Origin of the sequence: Ewingella sp. AOP8-B2-18 (assembly GCF_052376015.1) — a bacterium.
GTDB classification, from domain to species: domain Bacteria; phylum Pseudomonadota; class Gammaproteobacteria; order Enterobacterales; family Enterobacteriaceae; genus Ewingella; species Ewingella allii.
The window spans coordinates 65,600-86,806 of record NZ_JBQSVB010000013.1; the positions used below are offsets into that span (position 1 = coordinate 65,600).

Here is a 21,207-nt window from a genome sequence, read left to right on the forward strand (position 1 = left end):
TTCTAGCCGTTCAAGGTTGCCAGCGCCTGTTCCATTCTCACCAGCGCCTTTTCCAGCAAGGCGCGCTGGCAGCCCAGATTGATGCGTACAAACTTAGGCGCGCCGAAAGCCAGCCCTGAGGTAAAGCCCACTCCAGCATCCACAAAGAAGCGATACGGGTTATTCAGCGGCAGGGCGGAGGCATCAATCCAGCCAAGATAGGTGCCTTCAATCGGCAACATTTTCAGCCCCGGCATGGCGTTGATCCTTTGGGTAGCGAGCTGCTGATTGCCCCGCAGATAAGCCAACTGCTGCTCCAGCCAGTCGTCGCCATGCCTATAGGCGGCGGTGGCGGCGACATAGGCTAAAATATTGACGTGTGGCACGATGCCTTCGGCGGTTTTCTCAAACTTTTTACGCAGTCCGGCATTAGGGATAATTGCCATTGAGGCGCCAAGACCTGCCAGATTAAAAGTTTTCGACGGCGACATCAGCGTGATGCTGCGCTGCGCGGCATCGTCATTCAGCGACGCAAAAGGAATATGCTTAGCCTGCGGGTCAAGCAGCAGGTCGCAGTGGATCTCATCGCTGCACACCACCAAGTCATGCATTTGAGCAAAGGCCAGTTGCTGCATCAACTCATCGCGGCGGTAAACAGTGCCGCCGGGGTTGTAAGGGTTGCAGAGCATCAGCAGGCGTTCGCCGCCGTCCATTTTCAGCTCGGGAGAGTGAAAATCAGCCACCCAGCGTTGGTCAACTTCTCTGACCGGAATGCTTTTATATTGGCGATCTTCCGACTCTGCGGCCTGAATAAAGGGCGGGTAAATCGGTGACGGCAGCAGGCTGGTTTGATGTTGGCTAACCGTGGCGCGCACCGCGACATTCAGCCCGCAAACCAGGCCGGGCAGTGAAACAATCCATTCAGGTTTAATATTCCATTGGTAACGCTTATTGGCGCGCTCAATGAAAAGTTCGATCAATTCTGGCGGCGTAAAGCCGTAGCCGAAAACCCCTTCGGCGACGCGCTGTTGCAGTTCAGCCACCACTTCTGGTGGTGAAGCGAAGTCAGTATCAGCGACCCAAAGTGGAATGACGTCCTGATTTTTATATTTGTTCCACTTAACGCTATCGCTGTGACTACGGTCTACCCATTGATCAAAATTGAGTGTCATAGTTAGCCTTCCAAAGCAGGCAATTGGGCGGGAGTGCTCATGCTAAAGCCTACGCGACATGGCCCGCTACAGACAAGTGTTGTAGCATGATGCCGTAATCAGGAGAGATCACATGACTAAGTTAGAAGTGTGTTGTTATAGCGTGGACTGTGCGTTAACGGCAGAGCAAGCCGGCGCTGACCGGGTTGAGTTATGTGCCAGCCAGGCCGACGGTGGCGTCACGCCAAGTTACGGCACGTTAAAACTGGCCAGAGAGCAGGTCACTATCCCCGTACATCCCATTGTGCGTCCGCGGGGCGGCGACTTTTGCTACAGCCAGAGTGAATTTAGCATCCTAAAAAGCGACGTCGCCTGTATTCGCGATCTCGGCTTCCCCGGCGTCGTAGTGGGTATTCTGGATGAAGAAGGCCACATTGATATGCCAAAAATGTGGGAAGTGATGGCGCTGTGCGGCAACATGGCTGTGACCTTCCACCGCGCATTCGACATGTGTCTGAACCCGAAAGTGGCACTTGAGCAACTCACTCAATTGGGCGTTGCGCGCATTCTCACGTCGGGCCAGCAACAGAATGCCGAAGTCGGATTACCGATGCTTCGGGAACTCAACGAGCTAAGTCGTGGTCCTATTATTATGGCCGGTGCAGGTGTTCGTTTGACCAACTTGCAGAAGTTTGTCGACATCGGTTTGAGCGAGCTGCACAGCTCGGCCGGGCGTCAGGTTCCGTCGCAAATGCGCTACCGCAAGGCGGGCGTGACCATGAGTTCTGATACCGATTTTGACGAATTTAGTCGTTACTGCGTGGATGGCGATATCGTGGCGGCGATGAAAACGGCATTAGAATTTGGCGATGAGATGTCTCGCACGGCGTAACAGTCACAGATTGCCGGGCAAAGAGAAGGGCGAACTCTTTGCACCACAGATTTAACCGGGCCTTACGGCCCTTATTGCGTCGCCCTGCGCAAGTACCAAGCCCCGTCATTTTGGCGGGGCTTTTTTTATTCTGCGCGCGGCGAATTCGGCGTGGTCAATTTTCATTCATAAGAGAAATTTAACCATAACATCTTTAAGTGCGTTTTCTCTTAAGCCCTATCGCTATTTTTCGCGGCATTGGCTATCTTTATAGAACTGGATTTTTCACTTCGCGGAGATTGCAATAGGCATAGTCCTAATGCACAACAATATGCCGGATATGCAAATTTATTGCGAAAACTGTGGGTCTGATAGATTTACAGTGAGCAAAACCAAACCGATGGATTTGGCGGTAAAAGCGCTGATTTGTCGCGCCTGTGGGACACCCACTCGGGCTGACACTATCGTGGTGTACACCGAGCATACCTGGATAAGCCAAACTCCGATTAATGAAATGGATGAGGATTTCTCAAGGCGGTCGATGTAGCGCTGCGACAGGGTTTTTAACATGCAAAAAATGGCGGATAAGACCGCCATTTTTTATGCCTGCTCTTGGCCATTTTCGGCCTGTTTCACCCCCGCACTAGGGCTTGTTGGCGATCAGCAAGGCGCGCCTTGGAGCCGGATAGCCTTCAATGGTTTTGGTCGGATCCTTAGGATCAAGGAATTCAGCCAGGGACTCGCTGGTCATCCACGGCGTGCGGCGCTGCTCTTCCAGCGTGGTCACGCTGACATCGGCGATGCGCACATTCACAAATCCGCACTTAATCAACCAGCCTTTCAACGCCTCGGCGGAAGGGATGAAATAGATATTATTCATCTGGGCATAACGGTCGCCCGGCACCAGCACTTGCTGGCTGTCGCCTTCCACTACCAGCGTTTCAAGCACCAGTTCTCCGCCATTTACCAACTGATTTTTCAGCTGATATAAATGGTCCAGCGGCGAGCGGCGGTGATAGAGCACGCCCATCGAGAAGACAGTGTCGAAGGCATTCAGCTCTGGCAACTGCTCAATACCCAGCGGCAGAAGATGGGCGCGCTGGTCCCCGCCCAGCAGTTTACGCACGGCTTCGAACTGGCAGAGGAACAGCTGCATAGGGTCGATGCCCACCGCCAGATGAGCGCCCGCGCCAATCATGCGCCACATGTGATAGCCACTGCCACAGCCGACATCCAGAATAGTGCGACCGGCCAGCGAGGAGATGTGCGGCAAGACGCGATCCCACTTCCAGTCTGAACGCCATTCGGTGTCGATTTCCACGTCATACAGTGAAAACGGCCCTTTACGCCATGGCATCAGGTTGCGTAGCAGGTTTTCAATTCCTTCGCGCTGGCCCTGAGGCAGAGGTTCCAGCATATTGGCCGTCACGCTGTGCAGCAGGTCGAGTTTCTCTGGCTGCAACAGCGGCAGGCGATCCACCGCGTTGAACCACATCTTAAATTTGCCGTGCAACGACTCTTTTTGCCACGCGGTCAGCTGGGATGGCAGGGTGTTAAGCCAGGGGCTGAGCGGGCCTTTAGCGATGCGCTGATAGAAGTCACCAAACTCAATCATTCGGCGTCTCCCGCTTTCAGAGCAATCAGCGAGCCGAAGTTAAAGCACTGGAACCACACTTCGGAGTGCTCGAAACCGGCCTGCTTCAAACGGGCTTTGTGGGTTTCCACCGAGTCAGTGAGCATGACGTTTTCCAGCATGCTGCGCTTTTGGCTGATTTCCAGCTCGCTATAGCCATTGGCGCGCTTGAAATCGTGGTGCATGTTGAACAGCAATTCGCCGACGTCTTGATCTTCGAAACTGAATTTTTCGGACAGCACTAGGGCCGCGCCCGGACGCATCCCCTGATACACCTGATTTAACAGGCGCTGGCGATCGGCAGGCTCTAAGAATTGCAGGGTAAAGTTGAGCACCACCATGGAGGCGTTGCTCAGCTCGACGTCGAGAATGTCGGCTTCAATCACGCTGACCGGCGTCTCGGCCCGGAAGGCGTCGATGTGGCGGCGGCAGCGTTCAACCATGGCGGGGGAGTTGTCGACAGCAATAATTTCGCAGCCCGCGACTTTAATATTACGACGCATCGACAGCGTGGCGGCACCCAAGGAGCAGCCAAGGTCATAGACGCGAGAGTCAGGCTGCACGAAGCGTTCGGCCAGCATGCCAATCATCGAAATAATATTTGAATAACCCGGAACAGAGCGTTGGATCATGTCGGGGAAAACTTCTGCGACACGTTCATCAAATGTCCAATCGCCGAGTTTGTCTATCGGTGCCGAAAAAAGAGTATCTTGCTTAGCCATAGTACGAAGTCAGACCAAAGATTGAGGGAGCGTAATTTTGAGGGCAGATTTTAGCAGAGTACGCGTAGAGCAGATACCGATAAAATAGGCGTATTGCTCAGGCGGAGCGGGGAGGCAGAGGTTCCTCCCCGTAAATGCTGGCTACGGAAAACCGTTATGGCGAGAAACCACTACCAGCGAATATTGAGAAACTGCGACCAGGGTAGATAAAAGGTATTGACTCCTACCATGAGGAGTAAAGAAATATAGGTTGCGGCCATGCCGTTGCGACGCCAACCGAATTCCCGATTTTTTAACCCATAGTAATGACAAAGACGGCCCGCAATTAACATCAATCCACAAACGTGAACCATCCAGGCTTCGGCACCGTTCATCTCCATCATGACTAATAACAAGCAGCCAATCGGCAGATATTCAACGGCGTTGCCGTGTACCCGGATCGCGGTCTGGAGTTCATAGGAGCCGCCGTCGCCGGTGGAAATACGGTATTGCGTGCGTAAACGAACCACGTCGAATGACAATTTAAGCAGTAGCACTGCGGCGAGCACGACATATAACGCGCTGATCATTTTACAACCTCGATATTACAGAGTTGGCTTGGGGACTAAGGCAAATAATCCGCAGAAGCCACTGACAATTTTCGAGGCAATGATAACGAGGTAACATTTCAGTGTCTTGATGAATAACGCAAATCGCTAAAAAAAACGCATTAATAGAACAGCTCTCACGCCTCGCGATTTAGAACAAGGAGTCCTGCTCCGGCCAGTCTGGGGCGGGCGGCAGGTCAGGCAGTGTCAGGCGTAATTGCTGCCACAGCTTCTGCGCCTGCTGGGGGGCGTCGCTGCAATCTGGCGTATGAATAAACAGGTAGGGCTGATGCTGATTGGCCTGCCACTGTTTGAGCTTTTCCACCCATACCTTGAAGAAGTGCTGGTTGTCCTCCAGCACGTCGCCGCCGATAAAACGCACTATTGGCCGCTCGGCGGTAACCAGCGCATGCACCGGCAGCACGGGTTTCTTTCTTTGCGCCTCGCGCACGGCTTCGGTCAGCGGCTTGGCGTGATGCACCGGGCGGCTGTCTAAAATCACCCGGCTGATCCCCCGCTGATGCAAACCTTGGTTAAGGGCGCGCTCATCTTCCCCTTTGGCGAAGAAATCCAGATGGCGAACTTCCACTCCGTAATCAAAGCCTTTTGGTAAGGCATCCATAAACTGCCACAGCCGGTCGAGGTCACGCGGGGCGAAGGCGCTCGGCAGCTGTAACCATAACTGACCAATGCGCGAGCCGAGTGGCTCAATCACCTGATAAAACTCGGCAATATCCGCCTCGCAGTCGCGCAGCGCGGCCTTGTGGCTAATTAAGGAAGGGAACTTGAAGCAGAAGCGAAAATCTTCGGGGGTCATATCGCGCCAGCGCATTACGATTTCGGGTTTTGGCAGGGCATAAAAGGTGGTGTTGCCCTCGACACAATTGAAGTAGCGTGAGTAATCCGCTAAATCACGCAGACCGATTTTCCCCCACGCGCTGTGGTTCCACTGTGGCAATCCGATATACATTCGCTGGCCTTCCTTAATGAAAACGCCGCCCGGAGGCGGCGTAAAATTTCAATGCCAAACAGACTAACCTTACTGCGGCAGGGCGGCAAGTACCTCGGCGGTAGAACGAACGCGGGAGATGCGCGGGAAGATGTTCTTCACGCTAGACTGGTGGTTGTCATTGTCGTGCGCACTGCAAGCATCTTCGGCGATAACCAGCGAGAAGCCCTGTTCCCATGCGTTACGCGCGGTGGACTCCACGCCAATGTTAGTGGAGATCCCGGCCAGCACGATGGTAGTGATGCCGCGACGGCGCAGTTGCAATTCCAGATCCGTACCGTAGAAAGCACCCCATTGGCGTTTCACCACTTGAATGTCGCTGTCGGTCACTTCTAACTGCTCAGGGAATTCCCACCAAACTGCCGGCAGGCCGCCTTCTGGCGCAGGGGACGGGCGATCCACTTCTTGCTTCAGCGCTTCTGCAAAGGTGTCAGACCAACCGACGCGAACCATCACGACCGGCGCGCCCAGTTTGCGAAAGCGTTTTGCCAAATCGGCCGAATTATCCAGAACCTGCTGTGCACTGTGCGGGCCACCGGCAAACGGCAAAATGCCTTTCTGTAAGTCGATTAATAACAGCGCGGTTGTTTTTGGGTCGAGTTTCATCGGTAAGGCTCCCGAAATGTTAAGTGATGACAATATAGAGAGGGAAAACGTGAATAACGTTGTTGGCTACCTAAAAAGGATGGGGCGAGTTTATGCCAAGGCAGGGGCGAAAATGTGCATAATTTTGTTAAATTATGTGTGTTATAGGTTAACGATGGAATTGCGCGAGCTTGGGCGCGTCTTCGCTCTTATCCTCAAGTGGAAATTCCTTTATACTGACCGCCTTTTTTCGAGCTGTAATAAAACTAATTCCGCGCGCCGCAGCCTTTGCGAGCGGGCGACCAGAGTGAATAACCGTTTCCGTACCCTTTGCTGTAAGGCCGGGTAGTGGGATCAAAAGGATACCGTTATGCGTACTGTATATTGTGGGAAACTGAATGCGTCCAACGTGGGCCAGGAAGTAACGTTGTGTGGTTGGGTTAATCGTCGCCGTGATTTAGGCGGTTTAATCTTCATCGATATGCGCGACCGCGAAGGCATTGTTCAAGTTTTCTTCGACCCGGATCAAAGCGCGGCCTATGAGCTGGCTTCCGAACTGCGTAACGAATTCTGTGTACAAATCACCGGTACGGTGCGTGCTCGTCCTGAGAGCCAGTTCAACAAAGATATGGCAACGGGTGAAGTGGAAGTGTTCGCCAGCGGCCTGAATATCATCAACCGTTCAGAACCTCTGCCGCTGGACTCCAACCACAACAACACCGAAGAAGCGCGTCTGAAATACCGCTATCTGGACCTGCGTCGCCCGGAAATGGCTAACCGCCTGAAGACCCGCGCGAAAATCACCAGCCTGGTTCGCCGCTTCATGGACACCCATGACTTCCTCGACATCGAAACCCCGATGTTGACCAAAGCGACGCCAGAAGGCGCCCGCGACTATCTGGTACCGAGCCGCGTGCACAAAGGTAAGTTCTACGCGCTGCCACAGTCGCCACAGCTGTTCAAACAGCTGCTGATGATGTCTGGCTTCGATCGTTACTACCAGATTGTTAAATGCTTCCGTGACGAAGACCTGCGTGCTGACCGCCAGCCAGAATTCACCCAGATCGACGTCGAAACCTCTTTCATGACCGCCGAGCAAGTGCGTGAAGTGATGGAGAAACTGGCACGCGAGCTGTGGACTGAAGTGAAAGGCGTGGACTTGGGCGACTTCCCAATCATGACCTTCGCAGAAGCTATGCGCCGCTTCGGTTCCGACAAGCCAGACTTGCGTAACCCGATGGAGCTGGTGGACGTTGCTGACCTGCTCAAAGACATCGACTTCAAAGTGTTTGCAGACCCAGCCAATGACCCGAGAGGCCGCGTTGCTGCTCTGCGCGTTCCGGGCGGTGCTCAGCTGAGCCGTAAACAAATTGATGAATACGCCAAATTTATCGAGATTTATGGCGCGAAAGGCTTGGCTTACATCAAAGTCAACGAAATCGCCAAAGGTCTGGAAGGCATTCAAAGCCCGGTGGCTAAGTTCCTTAATGAAGAGTTGCTGCTGGCGCTTGTTGGCCGCACCGGCGCGCAAGATGGCGACATCATCTTCTTCGGCGCAGCCAGCGCGAAAATCGTCACCGACGCTATCGGCGCGCTGCGTCTGAAAGTGGGTCGCGACCTGAAGATCACCAAAGAAGACAGCTGGGCACCGCTGTGGGTCATCGACTTCCCAATGTTCGAAGACACCGACGAAGGCGGCCTGTCTGCCATGCACCACCCGTTCACTGCGCCAAAAGAGATGACCGCAGAAGAGCTGGGCGCTAACCCAACTTCCGCGATCGCCAATGCCTATGACATGGTGATCAACGGTTATGAAGTGGGCGGCGGTTCGGTGCGTATTCACCGCAGCGAAATGCAGCAGACCGTGTTCGGCATTCTGGGTATTAACGAGCACGAGCAGCGCGAGAAGTTTGGCTTCCTGCTCGACGCCCTGAAATACGGCACACCGCCGCACGCGGGTCTGGCGTTCGGCCTTGACCGTCTGGTGATGCTGCTGACCGGCACCGAAAACATTCGTGACGTGATCGCCTTCCCGAAAACCACCGCAGCGGCCTGCCTGATGACCGAAGCACCAAGCTTCGCTAATCCGGCTTCTCTGTTGGAACTGGGTATCGCCGTTGTCGCGAAGAAAGACACCTCGAAAGAAGTGAAGTCGGACACAGATTCAGAGAATAACTGATGAGCCATAAGCGTCCTGAGTCGATACTGTGCGTCATCTACGCCAGCAACACCGGCCGGGTGCTAATGCTTCAACGACGGGATGATGCGAATTTTTGGCAGTCGGTTACCGGCAGTCTTGAAGGCGAGGAGTCCCCGAAACAAACCGCGCAGCGTGAAGTTTTGGAAGAGGTGGGGATTGATATTGCGGGCGAGAGTCTGCATTTAGTTGACTGCCAGCGCTGCGTGGAGTTTGAGCTGTTTGCTCATTTGCGTTATCGCTATGCTCCCGGCGTGACCCGAAACAAAGAACATTGGTTCTGTCTGGCGTTACCCGCAGAGCGGGATGTGGTCATTACCGAGCATCTTGCTTACCAGTGGCTCGACAAATCCGCCGCGGCGGCCTTGACGGTGTCACCGAGTAACCAGCAGGCGATTGAAGAATTTGTAACTATTCAGTCTACGTAGACTATTTGGAGATATTTATGGCAGGTCACAGTAAGTGGGCCAACACTAAGCACCGCAAAGCGGCGCAAGATTCAAAACGCGGCAAAATCTTCACCAAAATTATTCGCGAGCTGGTAACAGCTGCGAAACTGGGCGGTGGCGATCCGGGTGCTAACCCTCGTCTGCGCGCGGCTATCGATAAAGCGCTGGCCAACAACATGACCCGTGACACCCTGAACCGCGCCGTGGCGCGTGGCGTGGGCGGCGATGACGACACCAACATGGAAACCATCATTTATGAAGGTTACGGTCCTGGTGGCTCGGCAATCATGGTGGAATGTTTGAGTGACAACCGCAACCGTACCGTGGCTGAAGTGCGTCATGCCTTCACCAAAACCGGCGGCAACCTGGGCACTGACGGCTCCGTGGCCTACCTGTTCTCCAAGAAAGGGGTGATCACTTTTGCTCCGGGTCTGGATGAAGATGCCGTGATGGAAGCTGCTTTGGAAGCGGGCGCCGAAGACATCGTTTCTTATGACGATGGCGCGATTGACGTCTTCACCGCGTGGGAAAATCTGGGCGAAGTGAAAGATGCGCTGGAAGCCGCAGGCTACAAAGCGGACTCCGCTGAAGTCTCCATGATCCCATCGACCAAAGCCGATATGGATGCAGAAACAGCCCCTAAATTGCTGCGTTTGATCGACATGCTGGAAGATTGTGATGATGTGCAGGAGGTTTACCACAACGGTGAAATCTCCGACGAGATTGCAGAAACTCTGTAATGCTCTTTGCCGCCGGTGGCTCGTTCACCGGCCGGCTATCCGCAGACCCTCTCTGCGGTCTATACTCCCCACTTATGCAAAACGACAACACAAGGCGTTGATTGGCTATGGCTATAATTCTGGGGATTGACCCCGGTTCACGCGTTACCGGCTATGGCATTATCCGCCAGACAGGGCGTCAACTCAGCTATCTCGGCAGCGGCTGTATTCGCACAGTAGTCGACGATATGCCGACCCGTTTAAAGCTAATTTATGCTGGCGTCAGCGAAATTATTACCCAATTTCATCCAGACTTTTTTGCCATCGAATCAGTATTTATGGCGAAAAACCCCGACTCGGCCCTCAAGCTGGGGCAGGCGCGGGGTGCGGCCATCGTGGCGGCGGTGAATCAGGATTTGCCGGTGTTTGAGTATGCCGCGCGGCAGGTGAAGCAGACGGTGGTCGGCACCGGCGCTGCTGAAAAGTCACAGGTGCAGCATATGGTACGTTCATTATTGAAACTGCCCGCTAACCCGCAGGCGGACGCCGCCGATGCCCTGGCGATTGCCATCACCCATTGCCACATGAGCCAAAACGCCATTCGCCTGAGCACGGATAAATTGCAAATGGCACGCGGGCGGATGCGTTAGTGAGCTGAATCGCATTAGGCTGGATATTCATCCAGCCTTTTCTATGATATAAACAGCGCAGCATTTTGAAAATTTGATCCATAAAGGAAGGTGAAAGTGATAGGTCGACTCAGAGGCGTTATTCTGGAAAAACAGCCGCCGCTCGTGCTGTTGGAAACTAACGGCGTGGGCTACGAAGTCCATATGCCAATGACCTGTTTTTACGAATTACCAGATCTGGGTAAAGAAGCTATCATTTTCACGCAGTTTATTGTGCGTGAAGACGCGCAGTTACTCTACGGATTCAACGAAAAGCAAGAACGCGCTCTGTTCCGTGAATTGATAAAAGTGAACGGCGTCGGGCCAAAACTGGCGTTAGCCATTCTTTCCGGCATGTCTGCGCAGCAGTTCGTCAGCGCGGTCGAGAAAGAAGAGATCACCGCACTGATTAAATTACCCGGCGTGGGTAAGAAGACCGCAGAGCGTCTGGTAGTTGAAATGAAGGACCGCTTTAAAGGATTAAACGGCGATCTCTTTAGTAATCATACGGATATCACGCTACCGGCATCGTCCTCACCGACGAAAGAGTCTGATGCCGAAGGCGAAGCCGTCTCAGCCCTGATCTCTCTTGGCTATAAGCCGCCAGAGGCCAGCCGCATGATCAGCAAAATCGCCAAACCGGGTCTGGATTGTGAAACGTTGATTAGAGACGCGTTGCGCGCGGCTCTGTGAGGTAATAGATGATAGAAGCTGACCGCCTGATTTCGCCTGATGTTATCAGCGAAGAAGAAGTCATCGATCGTGCGATACGCCCGAAGATGCTGTCCGAATACGTCGGTCAGCCTCACGTGCGTTCGCAAATGGAGATATTTATTCAGGCGGCCAAGCAGCGCGGTGATGCATTAGACCACTTGCTGATTTTTGGCCCGCCGGGATTGGGTAAAACCACGCTGGCCAACATCGTCGCCAACGAAATGGGCGTTAATCTGCGCACCACCTCGGGTCCGGTACTAGAGAAGGCGGGCGACTTAGCGGCCATGCTCACCAACCTCGAACCGCATGACGTGCTGTTCATTGATGAAATCCACCGCCTGTCTCCCGTGGTTGAAGAGATTCTTTACCCAGCCATGGAAGATTATCAGTTAGATATCATGATTGGTGAAGGGCCGGCGGCGCGCTCTATCAAGCTCGACCTGCCGCCGTTTACGCTGGTGGGCGCGACGACGCGCGCAGGCTCGCTAACCTCGCCGCTGCGCGACCGTTTTGGCATTGTTCAGCGTCTGGAGTTCTATCAGGTCGCCGACCTACAGCACATCGTCGGGCGCAGCGCCAGCTGTCTGGGCTTAGAGCTGTCGGAAGAGGGCGCGCACCAGATTGCTCGCCGCTCGCGCGGCACGCCGCGTATTGCCAACCGCCTGCTGCGACGGGTGCGTGACTTTGCTGAAGTGAAAGGCGATGGCACCATCGGTGGCGATATCGCCACCAGCGCGCTGGACATGCTGGACGTCGATGCCGAAGGTTTCGACTACATGGACCGCAAACTGCTGCTGGCAATTATTGACAAGTTTACCGGCGGCCCGGTCGGCCTGGATAACCTTGCCGCCGCCATCGGCGAAGAGCGCGAAACCATCGAAGATGTGATTGAACCCTTCCTTATTCAGCAAGGTTTTATTCAACGTACCCCGCGCGGCCGCATGGCGACCAATCACGCCTATAAGCACTTTGGCATGACGCGCGAAGAGTAGAACTGCGCTGTTTGCAAATGACAAAAAAGGACGCCTTGGCGTCCTTTTTTTATGCGTCGAGCTGTGTCAGGCGACCTGTTTTTTGCTCAGGCTGAGCATAAACATAATTGCCGCGCTCAGCACCACCGACGGGCCAGCCGGCGTATCGTAGAAAGCCGAGAAAGCCAGGCCGCCGGACACCGCCAGAATACCCACGGCGATGGCGACCAACGCCATTTGCTCCGGCGTCTTAGCGAAGCGGCGTGCCGTGGCGGCTGGAATGATCAGCAAAGAGGTGATGATCAGCGCGCCGACAAACTTCATCGCCAAACCAATAGTCAATGCAGTCACCAGCATCAGCACGATGCGCGAGCGCTGTAGGTTAACGCCGTCAACGTGCGCCAGCTCTGGGCTGATGGTCATCGACAACAGCGAGCGCCACTGCCAGCAGAGCACGGCAATCACCACTACCACGCCAACGCCAATCATCCAGATATCGCTCAGCGTGACGGACAGCAGATCCCCAAACAGGTACGCCATTAAATCGACCCGCACGTTGGACATCAGGCTAACCACCACCAGACCCAGCGACAGCGCGCTGTGCGCCATAATGCCTAACAGTGTATCGACAGCTAGATGCGGCTTTCGCTCAAGGATCACCAGCAGCAGGGCCAGCAACAGGGTAACGGCAATCACGGCGTAGAAGGGATTGACGTTCAGCAGCAGGCCAAAGGCCACGCCGAGCAGGGAAGCGTGCGCCAGCGTGTCGCCGAAATAGGACATGCGTCGCCACACCACAAAGGAGCCAAGCGGGCCCGCAGCCGCCGCCAGCAAAATCCCCGCCAGCCAGCCGGGGAGCAATAATTCAATCATGCGTCACGGCCTCCACTTTTACGCAAAATAACCTTTCCCTTTAAATCGTGACGGTGGTTGTGATGATGGCGGTAAATTGCCAACTGCTCGGCACCGCGATTGCCAAACATGGCGATAAACTCAGGGTGAGTGGACACCACTTCTGGGGAGCCAGAGCAGCAGATATGCTGGTTGAGACACAGCACTTCGTCAGTTTTCGCCATCACTAGATGCAGGTCGTGGGACACCATCAGCACCGCGCAGCCTAGCTCGCAGCGCAGATTGTCGATCAGGTTATAGAGCGCGAGCTGGCCGTTAACGTCGACACCCTGAGTGGGCTCATCCAGCACCAGCAGCTGCGGATTATTCATCAAAGCACGGGCCAGCAACACACGCTGGTTCTCACCGCCGGAGAGCTTTTGCATCGGCTGGTCGAGCAGGTGCGCGGCCTGAACGCGTTTCAGGGCAGGGAGGATGTCGCCGCGCTTCACGCCGGGTTTGAGGCGCATAAAGCGGCTAACCGTCAGCGGCATGGTGGCATCAAGATGCAATTTTTGCGGCACATAGCCGATACGCAGGCCCGGCTCGCGAGTCAGAGTCCCGCTGGTTGGCGGCACTAAGCCCAGCACGACTCGCACCAGGGTGGATTTCCCTGCGCCATTTGGGCCAAGCAGCGTAAGAATTTTACCGGGTTGTAATGTCAGAGAGATATCCGACAGCACGCGTCGATTCCCAAAGGCAACCGAGATTTTATTAAGTGTGGTTAGTGTGGGCATGTCAGTCTTGTCTTGCAGAACAAATCGAATGTTATAATATTGCATTTCCGTGAAAATAACCAGTTTTCACCTTTAAGATGAAGAGGTAATTCCAAATGACAGACCCAAAGAAGACCTTTAAACGGATTTTATTAGCGACAAGTTTGCTGAGTGCATGCGCGGTGACCAGCGCTCAGGCTGACGTCGTGGCTTCGGTCCGTCCATTGGGATTTATTGCCTCGGCGATTGCTGACGGCGTGACGTCGACCGAAGTGCTGCTGCCAGACGGGGCGTCACCACACGATTTCGCGCTTCGCCCCTCAGACCTGAAAAAAATACGCAGTGCCGATTTGGTGGTGTGGGTCGGTCCGGAAATGGAAGCCTACATGACCAAATCTGCCGCCCAACTGGGGCCAAATCGTCAAGTGGAAATTTCGGCATTGCCGACGGTAAAACCGTTATTACAGAAAGGCAATGAAGAGGAAGAAGAGCACGATCACGACCACGCGGACGGCGGCCATGATCATCATCATGGTGAGTACAACATGCACGTTTGGATGTCGCCAGAGATAGCAAAACAGACGGCGATCGCGATCCACGCCAAATTATTGGAACTTATGCCACAAAACAAGGACAAATTAGACGCAAACTTGCGTCAGTTTGAGGACGGCTTGACACAAGTTGACAAAAACCTTGGTAAGATGCTGCAGCCTGTGCAGGGTAAGGGATATTTCGTTTTTCATGATGCCTATGGCTATTTCGAAAAACACTTTGGCCTTTCGCCACTTGGCCACTTTACGGTCAACCCTGAAATCCAACCCGGCGCGCAGCGATTACATCTCATTCGAACTCAGTTGGTTGAGCAGAAAGCAGTCTGTGTTTTTGCTGAGCCACAATTCAGGCCGGCCGTAATCAATGCCGTTGCCCAAGGGACAACAGTGCGTATGGGCACATTGGATCCGTTGGGAAGCGGCATCGCATTGGGTAAGGACAGTTATGTGAACTTCCTGTCACATCTGACTAACCAGTACGTGAGCTGCCTGAAGTAAGATTAAAAGGACCGTATTAAAGTGCAGCTGATAGCCCGCTCTATCGCTCTGGCGTATAACAACCTTCCACGGCCCCACCGCGTCATGCTGGGGTCGCTTACCGTAGTTACTCTCGCAGTAGCCGTATGGAAACCGTTCGTTTACCACCCAGAACAGAACCCTATCGTCAAACATATCGAACTCGACAGCGAGCAAGTACGTTCGCTGCTCCCTGAAGCCAGTGAACCCATCGACCAGCCGCCGCCTGCGGAAGACATTCCACAAGACGATCTCGACGAAAAAGTTGAATCTGAAACGGGCGTGCACGAGTACGTGGTTTCCACCGGTGATACCCTAAGCAGCATCCTCAACCAGTACGGTATCGATATGTCCGATATCTCCGCGCTGGCGTCCACCAACAGCGATTTGCGTAATTTGAAAGTCGGTCAGCAGCTGTCATGGACAGTCAATGACGACGGTGAATTACAGCGCGTGGTGTGGGAGAAGTCGCGTCGTGAGACTTACACGTATGACCGTTCCGGCTCCGGCTTTAAAGCTAGCCTTGAGACGCTCAAAGGTGAGTGGCAAGACAGCGTGCTGAAAGGGCGTCTGGACGGCAGTTTTGTCGCCAGTGCCAAAGCCGCCGGGCTTTCCAGCGGTGAAATCAGTTCAGTCGTCAAAGCCTTGCAGTGGCAGTTAGACTTCAAAAAGCTGCGTAAAGGCGATGAGTTCGCGGTGCTGATGTCCCGCGAAGTGCTGGACGGCAAGAGCGAGCAGAGCCATCTGCAGGGCGTGCGTATGCGCAGCAGCGGCAAAGATTATTACGCCATTCGAGCCGAAGACGGTAAGTTCTACGATCGCAATGGTAGCGGCTTAGCCCGCGGTTTCTTACGATTCCCCACCATCAAGCAGTTCCGCGTCTCTTCTAACTTCAACCCGCGTCGTTTGAACCCGGTCACTGGCCGTATCGCGCCGCACCGTGGCGTCGATTTCGCGGTGCCCGTCGGTACGCCGGTATTGGCCGTGGGCGATGGCGAAGTCATGGTGGCGAAAAACGGCGGTGCGGCAGGTAACTACATTGCCATTCGTCACGGCCGCCAGTACATGACGCGCTACATGCACCTGCGCAAAATCCTGGTGAAGCCGGGTCAGAAGATTAAACGTGGTGACCGCATCGCGTTGTCCGGCAATACCGGGCGCTCTACCGGGCCGCACCTGCACTTTGAAATGTGGATTAACCAGCTGGCCGTCAATCCGTTGACCGCCAAGTTGCCGCGTTCAGAAGGGCTGACGGGTAAAGATCGCGCTGACTATCTGGCTACGGTCAAACAAGTTATTCCGCAGTTGAAGCTGAATTAATTCCGCAAATCAGTTTGTTTCAGCGTCACGCTGACGTTTCAGGCATGCTTTTAGGGCATGCCTGAAGCGCTTTTTGCGTCTTTCTGCTCCGACGAGGTGGTGAGTTTCTTTGCAAAATCATGCACTACACTTATCATTGTCCGAATTATTGTTTTAAGAGCTATGTATTCAGAGCCATCTATGCAGCCAGAGAAAAAATCGAACGTCGAATTTATTCCAGAATTTCAGAAAGCCTTTTACCATCCGCGCTACTGGGGGGTATGGCTTGGCGTCGGTGCTATGGCCGCAATGGCGTATGTTCCAGTCAAAGTCCGTGACCCGATTTTGGGCAGCCTGGGCCGACTGGCGGGCAAGCTCGCTAAAGGCGCGCGCCGCCGTGCTCGAATCAATTTGCTGTACTGCATGCCGGAAGTGCCTGAAGCCGAGCGCGAACACATCATTGATGAGATGTTTGCCGCCGCCCCGCAGTCGATGGTGATGATGGCCGAGCTGGCCTGTCGCGCGCCTGAGAAGGTGCTGAGCCGCGTTAAGTGGCACGGCAAGGAGATTGTCGACCAGATGCAGGCCGACGGCAAAAACGTCATTTTTCTGGTGCCGCACGGCTGGGCGGTGGATATCCCCGCGATGCTGATGGCCGCCACCGGGCAACCTATGGCCGCCATGTTCCATAATCAGAAGAACCCGCTGACAGATTACCTGTGGAACAGCGTGCGTCGTCGCTTTGGCGGCCGCATGCACGCGCGCAATGACGGCATCAAGCCGTTTATCAGCTCAGTGCGTCAGGGGTATTGGGGCTATTACTTGCCGGATCAGGACCATGGCGCGGAACACAGCGAGTTCGTGGATTTCTTCGCCACCTACAAGGCGACGCTGCCAGCGGTAGGGCGTCTGATGAAGGTTTGCCGCGCGTCCATCGTTCCATTGTTCCCGGTGTACAACGGCCACGAGCATCGTTTGGATATCTATATTCGCCCGCCAATGGACGATTTAGCCACCGCCGACGACACTCAGATTGCCCGTCGCATGAATGAAGAGGTTGAACTGCTGGTGGGGCCGAACCCCGAGCAGTACACCTGGATCCTCAAGCTGCTGAAAACCCGCAAGCCGGGCGAAGAAGAGCCGTACTCCCGCGACGAGCTGTTCCCTAAGTAAACTGCCGTGTTACATCCTTGAAGAAAATAAAAAGGCTGAGATCACCTCAGCCTTTTGCTTTCTGCCGTTTAACCTTAGTGACCCGGCTTTTTGCGCGAGGTTAAGAACAGGGTGATCAGCAAGGTTCCCGCCACGCCGCTCAGCAGAGTGAACTGGTTGAAACGAGCATTGCCGTCGGCGAAGTAGAGCAGCTTGGCGACCTCAATCCCCAGCGCAAACACTAAGATAGTGATCAGCCCCAGCGCCGCCGCCACCGTGCCTTTGCCTACGGCGCTTGAGAACAGCGTCAGGCGATATAAGCCTGCATTGACCAATCCTGAACCCATCGCGTACAAGCCCAAGCCGCCGATCACCCAGCCCCATGCGTGAGCAAAGAAGGTGGCGGCCACGGCGGTGATTGCCAGCCCAAGCACGATCGGCACGATGCCCAGCCAAATTGGCGTGGTGACTTTCACTTTGCCGCTGAGCTTAGTCAGCAGCAGATTGCCGATGATCAGACCGGCAAAAATCGGCACTTGCAGCCAGCCATATTGCAGCGGCGACATGCCCGCGTCCTGAATCAGAATCACCGGCGACTGCGCCACCCACGCCAGCAGTGGCAGGGTGATAAGCCCGATAGACAGTGAACCAAACACCACGCTTTTATTGCCCAGCACCTGTCCGTAATCGGCCAGCAGGCGGCGGAAGGAGAACGGCTGGCCGTCGCGCGGCGCGGTTTCCGGCATACTGCGCCATAAGCCCCACCATGCCAGCAGCGACACCAGCGCAAACAGCCCAAACATGGCTTTCCACGGCGCGTAGTGAATAAAGGCCGCGCCCGCCAAAGGCCCGAGCAGAGGCGCGATCAGCGTGACGTTGGCCATCAGCGCCATCAGCTTGATGCTCAAACTTTCGTTAAAGGCTTCCTGAATCGCGGCGTAGCCAACGGCGCCGATAAAGCACAGGCTCATACCTTGCAGGAAACGCATCAAAATAAATTGCTCAATGCTTTGCGTCAGTAAGGTGCCGAGGCAGGTGACGACAAAGAAAGCCACGCCGGTGAGTAATACCGGACGGCGCCCCAGTCTGTCAGACAGCGGCCCGAGCAGCCATTGCAGCATGATGCCGCCACACAGGTAGGCAGTGAGGGAGGCCGATACCCAGTCGGCGCTGGCGCTAAAGTCACTAATGACCTGTAGCATGCCAGGCTGGATCATGTCATGGGCGATATAAGTAGCGAATTCAAATAACACCACCGAGAGCGGAAACAGCCACTGCCGACGGCCAAGCCGTTCTGCGGGTTGAAACACGGACGACATATCAAACTCCATACCCAGTATGTCTGGGTAATATTTTCAAGGTTCCAGAAAACTGAAAAACGCGGCCTGCAAAGGCCGCGCTGAATAACTGCATAAAACGGTGAACGATCAGTTTTTATAGCGAGCAATCGGGTTGTCTAGGGTACCGGCGAATTTCAGGTTTTGCGCCGGGTCCGACAGGTTGATCATCTGCTGGTTATTCGCCAGTTGCAGGCGGTTGAGGCAAGAGTGGGTGAACTCCGCGCCAAACATGTCGTAGCGGGCAAACTTCTCCGCCAGCTCAGGATATTGCTGCTGATAGTCGTGCACGGTGTCGGCGACCACTTTCCAGAAGTCATCGGCAGACATCAGGTTTTGCTCTTCCAGAATGCGCGAGATAAAGCGGAACACTCCGGCGAACACGTCGGTGAAGATAGACAGGATCTTCAGCTGCTCAGGCACGTCCACGGCAAGGCGTTTGGCCTTCTCCGGCAGCTTGGCGTCCGGGTTCATCACCGCAATCTCTTCGGCAATATCCTTCATGTAGGCTTTGACCGGGATATTGTTTTCAAACAGCAGGATCAGGTTTTCGCCGTGCGGCATAAACACCAAATCATAGTGATAGAAGCAGTGCAGCAGCGGGCTGAGGTAAGCCGTGGTGTAGCGTTTGAGCCAGTCGGCGGCGTCCAATCCTGAAGATTTAATCATCTCAACAATCAGCGCATCGCCGTTGAAGTCAGTGTGCAGCAGCGACGCCATGGTCATCAGGCGCTGGTTTGGCTGCAACCAGGCCACCGGGTTTTGTCGCCACAGCGCGGCAAACATCTTCTTGTAAGCACTGTCGCCTTTAATCGCATTCTCGAAATAGTGGTTGTGATAACCGAGGGAGGCCACTTCTTGCAGAATGCTAAAACCGTTGGCTTGCAGATAGGCGTCGTTTTCCACCAATTCGGCCAGCCACTCGTTGATGCCCGGCGTGGTGGCCATGTAGTAAGGCGACAGCCCGCGCATAAAGCCCATGTTCAGGATAGAGAGCGCGGTTTTCACATAGCGATGGGTTGGCTGACTGGCGTTGAAGAAGGTGCGAATCGACTGCTGCGCCAGATAGTCATCTTCCCCTTCACCTAGATAAATCAGGTAATTACGCGCGATATCTGGCGCGAAGACGGTCAGCAGCTTGTTCTGCCACTGCCAGGGGTGAACCGGCATAAAGTAGTAATTTTTCGGGTCGAGGTTGCGCTCTGTCAGCTGCTGAGTGAAAGCCTGAATCTGCTTTTCACCCAACTCTTCGGCGATCAGCTTCTCGTAAGGCAGACCTTCAACGCTGGCGAAGTGCGCCTTGTCGTGATGCACCGCCACCCACACTAGCTTCAGCGGGCTGGCGGCTTCTGGCGCGTAACGCACGTAGTCGGCGGCGTCGAAGCCAATGCGGCCATTGTTGGCGATAAAGCTCGGGTGACCTTCGGTCATGCTTGTTTCCACGGTCTGGAAGTCAGCCTGACTCAGCGATTTGGCGGTGCTGTGGTTGTTTTCCAACTTCCACGCGCTGCCGTACAAGGTGCTGGAAATCTCTTCCATGTAGGTCGGCAGCATAGCCTGCGAAATACCGATTTGTTCGGCAAATTCGATGATGAACTGTAAGGCGTCCAATGGCTGCGGCGCGAGATTGTCGAGACGCTGGATACTGTCGAGATCAATCAGCCAGTCGTTCAGCGGCAGCAGGCGGGCGCGGAAACGGTACTCCACCTCGCTGGCCGGGGCGGCCAGCTGGTACTCGCTCCAGTGCTCGTCGCTCTTCAGCACTTTAGGTTCAATCAGCCGCTCGTGGGCTAACTCGGACAAGCATTTACGCAGCAGCAGGGCATTGGCCTTGGCCCAGTTGGCCGGATGAAGGTGCTTGCCGGTTTGCATGGCGGCAGGGTGTTTCGACATGTTTTGTTCCTTTTGGCGGGCCAGTAAATAGTCTTCACGCTCACAAAAAGCCAGCCACGCGGTTTTATGAGGCAGAGTGATTTGGCGCCGGTATTGGAAACCGGCGCGTTTATTCAGGCGATGGATCTTGTCATTGCGTACGTCCGGCTCCACCACCACGCGCAGCACATCCGGCAGGCTGAACAGGTACTCCATTACGGTGGAGAACACCTGCCAGCTGAAGTCCGGCAGCGGGCGGTCGGCTGGGGCCAGCAGAATGTGCATGCCGATATCACCGGGCTGGACGTCGTAATGCTCGTGCAGCGGGTCTTCCTGCACCGGATAGCACTCAATCAAAAACGCCGGTTTGCCATCGTGCTCGCCCATCAGCGCGGCGTGAGGGTTGCTGGCGGTCAGCTCGCGGTAAAACGTCTCCACGTCGTCGCGGTGGCTGTCGAGCATGCCCCAGAATTTGGCATAGGGCTTGGTCATCCAGCTATGCAGGGTGTCGGCGTCCTGCGGAAATTTCAGCGGTCGCAGCGTCAGGTTTCCGGCATCGCGCGAGCGGGAAAACAGCGGCTTGGGCAGCGTATCAAACATGGTCATGTCTCCTTGATT

21 protein-coding genes are annotated in these 21,207 nt (G+C 54.8%); 11 read left to right on the forward strand and 10 right to left on the reverse strand.

Going from position 1 to position 21,207, the window contains the following annotated elements:
- Window positions 1–2: 2 nt before the first annotated feature.
- Window positions 3–1,151 (reverse strand): MalY/PatB family protein, encoded by a 1,149-nt coding sequence (locus ACT3RR_RS19995; protein WP_496200983.1) that lies wholly within the window; start codon window positions 1,149–1,151, stop codon window positions 3–5.
- A gap of 112 nt (window positions 1,152–1,263) precedes the next feature.
- Between ACT3RR_RS19995 and cutC the strand changes: the two genes are divergently transcribed.
- Window positions 1,264–2,022 carry a copper homeostasis protein CutC gene (gene cutC / locus ACT3RR_RS20000; protein ID WP_353502239.1) on the forward strand — a complete coding sequence of 253 codons (759 nt, stop codon included), beginning with the start codon at window positions 1,264–1,266 and terminating at the stop codon, window positions 2,020–2,022.
- Between the two features lie 361 nt (window positions 2,023–2,383).
- Window positions 2,384–2,548: a hypothetical protein gene (locus ACT3RR_RS20005; RefSeq protein ID WP_496200984.1), complete on the forward strand. Its 165-nt coding sequence runs from the start codon at window positions 2,384–2,386 to the stop codon at window positions 2,546–2,548.
- Between the two features lie 96 nt (window positions 2,549–2,644).
- Here ACT3RR_RS20005 and cmoB read toward each other — a convergent pair whose 3' ends face one another.
- The 5 genes from cmoB to ACT3RR_RS20030 all read right to left on the reverse strand — a co-directional run bounded on the left by cmoB (window position 2,645) and on the right by ACT3RR_RS20030 (window position 6,558).
- The gene (gene cmoB / locus ACT3RR_RS20010; RefSeq protein ID WP_353502178.1) at window positions 2,645–3,616 is read right to left on the reverse strand and encodes a tRNA 5-methoxyuridine(34)/uridine 5-oxyacetic acid(34) synthase CmoB; all 972 of its coding nucleotides are present in this window, start codon (window positions 3,614–3,616) and stop codon (window positions 2,645–2,647) included.
- Window positions 3,613–4,356 carry a carboxy-S-adenosyl-L-methionine synthase CmoA gene (cmoA, locus tag ACT3RR_RS20015; protein ID WP_396130614.1) on the reverse strand — a complete coding sequence of 248 codons (744 nt, stop codon included), beginning with the start codon at window positions 4,354–4,356 and terminating at the stop codon, window positions 3,613–3,615. The genes cmoB and cmoA overlap by 4 nt, the downstream gene beginning before the upstream one ends.
- Before the next feature lie 170 nt (window positions 4,357–4,526).
- Complete coding sequence (locus tag ACT3RR_RS20020; protein WP_185689958.1) at window positions 4,527–4,925, reverse strand: MAPEG family protein; 399 nt, start codon at window positions 4,923–4,925, stop codon at window positions 4,527–4,529.
- Between the two features lie 169 nt (window positions 4,926–5,094).
- Entirely contained in the window at window positions 5,095–5,913 is an 819-nt protein-coding gene (locus ACT3RR_RS20025) for a DUF72 domain-containing protein (protein WP_496200985.1), read from the reverse strand.
- Window positions 5,914–5,982: 69 nt separating this feature from the next.
- Window positions 5,983–6,558: a hydrolase gene (locus ACT3RR_RS20030; RefSeq protein ID WP_496200986.1), complete on the reverse strand. Its 576-nt coding sequence runs from the start codon at window positions 6,556–6,558 to the stop codon at window positions 5,983–5,985.
- A gap of 349 nt (window positions 6,559–6,907) precedes the next feature.
- Here ACT3RR_RS20030 and aspS point away from each other — a divergent pair, with 349 nt between their 5' ends.
- The 6 genes from aspS to ruvB all read left to right on the forward strand — a co-directional run bounded on the left by aspS (window position 6,908) and on the right by ruvB (window position 12,276).
- Window positions 6,908–8,716 (forward strand): aspartate--tRNA ligase, encoded by a 1,809-nt coding sequence (gene aspS / locus ACT3RR_RS20035; protein WP_496200987.1) that lies wholly within the window; start codon window positions 6,908–6,910, stop codon window positions 8,714–8,716.
- Window positions 8,716–9,162 carry a dihydroneopterin triphosphate diphosphatase gene (nudB, locus tag ACT3RR_RS20040; protein ID WP_353502173.1) on the forward strand — a complete coding sequence of 149 codons (447 nt, stop codon included), beginning with the start codon at window positions 8,716–8,718 and terminating at the stop codon, window positions 9,160–9,162. Before aspS ends, nudB begins: the two co-directional genes overlap by 1 nt.
- A 17-nt stretch (window positions 9,163–9,179) precedes the next feature.
- Entirely contained in the window at window positions 9,180–9,923 is a 744-nt protein-coding gene (locus ACT3RR_RS20045; RefSeq protein WP_353502172.1) for a YebC/PmpR family DNA-binding transcriptional regulator, read from the forward strand.
- A gap of 107 nt (window positions 9,924–10,030) precedes the next feature.
- Entirely contained in the window at window positions 10,031–10,552 is a 522-nt protein-coding gene (gene ruvC / locus ACT3RR_RS20050) for a crossover junction endodeoxyribonuclease RuvC (RefSeq protein ID WP_154147776.1), read from the forward strand.
- Window positions 10,553–10,648: 96 nt separating this feature from the next.
- Window positions 10,649–11,263, forward strand: a complete 615-nt coding sequence (ruvA, locus tag ACT3RR_RS20055) for a Holliday junction branch migration protein RuvA (RefSeq protein WP_353502171.1) — start codon at window positions 10,649–10,651, stop codon at window positions 11,261–11,263.
- Between the two features lie 8 nt (window positions 11,264–11,271).
- Window positions 11,272–12,276, forward strand: coding sequence for a Holliday junction branch migration DNA helicase RuvB (ruvB, locus tag ACT3RR_RS20060; protein WP_034790733.1), 1,005 nt, complete (start codon window positions 11,272–11,274; stop codon window positions 12,274–12,276).
- A gap of 66 nt (window positions 12,277–12,342) precedes the next feature.
- Here ruvB and znuB read toward each other — a convergent pair whose 3' ends face one another.
- Both znuB and znuC read right to left on the reverse strand, forming a co-directional pair.
- A complete protein-coding gene (gene znuB, locus ACT3RR_RS20065) occupies window positions 12,343–13,128 on the reverse strand; it encodes a zinc ABC transporter permease subunit ZnuB (RefSeq protein WP_485900746.1) in 786 nt (261 codons plus the stop codon).
- Window positions 13,125–13,883: a zinc ABC transporter ATP-binding protein ZnuC gene (gene znuC / locus ACT3RR_RS20070; protein WP_100937301.1), complete on the reverse strand. Its 759-nt coding sequence runs from the start codon at window positions 13,881–13,883 to the stop codon at window positions 13,125–13,127. The genes znuB and znuC overlap by 4 nt, the downstream gene beginning before the upstream one ends.
- A gap of 95 nt (window positions 13,884–13,978) precedes the next feature.
- Here znuC and znuA point away from each other — a divergent pair, with 95 nt between their 5' ends.
- The 3 genes from znuA to lpxM all read left to right on the forward strand — a co-directional run bounded on the left by znuA (window position 13,979) and on the right by lpxM (window position 17,401).
- A complete protein-coding gene (gene znuA, locus ACT3RR_RS20075; protein ID WP_496200988.1) occupies window positions 13,979–14,911 on the forward strand; it encodes a zinc ABC transporter substrate-binding protein ZnuA in 933 nt (310 codons plus the stop codon).
- A gap of 21 nt (window positions 14,912–14,932) precedes the next feature.
- On the forward strand, window positions 14,933–16,249 hold the full coding sequence (gene mepM / locus ACT3RR_RS20080) for a murein DD-endopeptidase MepM (RefSeq protein WP_353502168.1): 1,317 nt from the start codon (window positions 14,933–14,935) through the stop codon (window positions 16,247–16,249).
- 180 nt (window positions 16,250–16,429) lie between these two features.
- The gene (gene lpxM, locus ACT3RR_RS20085; RefSeq protein WP_353502167.1) at window positions 16,430–17,401 is read left to right on the forward strand and encodes a lauroyl-Kdo(2)-lipid IV(A) myristoyltransferase; all 972 of its coding nucleotides are present in this window, start codon (window positions 16,430–16,432) and stop codon (window positions 17,399–17,401) included.
- A 74-nt stretch (window positions 17,402–17,475) separates the two neighbouring features.
- On the opposite strand, the gene ACT3RR_RS20090 is transcribed toward lpxM, so the two are convergent.
- Window positions 17,476–18,699 (reverse strand): MFS transporter, encoded by a 1,224-nt coding sequence (locus ACT3RR_RS20090; RefSeq protein ID WP_496200989.1) that lies wholly within the window; start codon window positions 18,697–18,699, stop codon window positions 17,476–17,478.
- Window positions 18,700–18,807: 108 nt separating this feature from the next.
- Window positions 18,808–21,189: a GNAT family N-acetyltransferase gene (locus ACT3RR_RS20095; protein ID WP_496200990.1), complete on the reverse strand. Its 2,382-nt coding sequence runs from the start codon at window positions 21,187–21,189 to the stop codon at window positions 18,808–18,810.
- Window positions 21,190–21,207: the final 18 nt, after the last annotated feature.

Excerpts from the sequence above, each read along its gene's own strand:
- ACT3RR_RS19995 (WP_496200983.1), bottom strand. The coding sequence starts at position 1,151 with ATGACACTCAATTTTGATCAATGGGTAGACCGTAGTCACAGCGATAGC.
- cutC (WP_353502239.1), top strand. The coding sequence starts at position 1,264 with ATGACTAAGTTAGAAGTGTGTTGTTATAGCGTGGACTGTGCGTTAACG.
- cmoB (WP_353502178.1), bottom strand. The coding sequence starts at position 3,616 with ATGATTGAGTTTGGTGACTTCTATCAGCGCATCGCTAAAGGCCCGCTC.
- cmoA (WP_396130614.1), bottom strand. The coding sequence starts at position 4,356 with ATGGCTAAGCAAGATACTCTTTTTTCGGCACCGATAGACAAACTCGGC.
- ACT3RR_RS20020 (WP_185689958.1), bottom strand. The coding sequence starts at position 4,925 with ATGATCAGCGCGTTATATGTCGTGCTCGCCGCAGTGCTACTGCTTAAA.
- ACT3RR_RS20025 (WP_496200985.1), bottom strand. The coding sequence starts at position 5,913 with ATGTATATCGGATTGCCACAGTGGAACCACAGCGCGTGGGGGAAAATC.
- ACT3RR_RS20030 (WP_496200986.1), bottom strand. The coding sequence starts at position 6,558 with ATGAAACTCGACCCAAAAACAACCGCGCTGTTATTAATCGACTTACAG.
- aspS (WP_496200987.1), top strand. The coding sequence starts at position 6,908 with ATGCGTACTGTATATTGTGGGAAACTGAATGCGTCCAACGTGGGCCAG.
- nudB (WP_353502173.1), top strand. The coding sequence starts at position 8,716 with ATGAGCCATAAGCGTCCTGAGTCGATACTGTGCGTCATCTACGCCAGC.
- ACT3RR_RS20045 (WP_353502172.1), top strand. The coding sequence starts at position 9,180 with ATGGCAGGTCACAGTAAGTGGGCCAACACTAAGCACCGCAAAGCGGCG.
- ruvC (WP_154147776.1), top strand. The coding sequence starts at position 10,031 with ATGGCTATAATTCTGGGGATTGACCCCGGTTCACGCGTTACCGGCTAT.
- ruvB (WP_034790733.1), top strand. The coding sequence starts at position 11,272 with ATGATAGAAGCTGACCGCCTGATTTCGCCTGATGTTATCAGCGAAGAA.
- znuB (WP_485900746.1), bottom strand. The coding sequence starts at position 13,128 with ATGATTGAATTATTGCTCCCCGGCTGGCTGGCGGGGATTTTGCTGGCG.
- znuC (WP_100937301.1), bottom strand. The coding sequence starts at position 13,883 with ATGCCCACACTAACCACACTTAATAAAATCTCGGTTGCCTTTGGGAAT.
- znuA (WP_496200988.1), top strand. The coding sequence starts at position 13,979 with ATGACAGACCCAAAGAAGACCTTTAAACGGATTTTATTAGCGACAAGT.
- lpxM (WP_353502167.1), top strand. The coding sequence starts at position 16,430 with ATGCAGCCAGAGAAAAAATCGAACGTCGAATTTATTCCAGAATTTCAG.
- ACT3RR_RS20090 (WP_496200989.1), bottom strand. The coding sequence starts at position 18,699 with ATGTCGTCCGTGTTTCAACCCGCAGAACGGCTTGGCCGTCGGCAGTGG.
- ACT3RR_RS20095 (WP_496200990.1), bottom strand. The coding sequence starts at position 21,189 with ATGTTTGATACGCTGCCCAAGCCGCTGTTTTCCCGCTCGCGCGATGCC.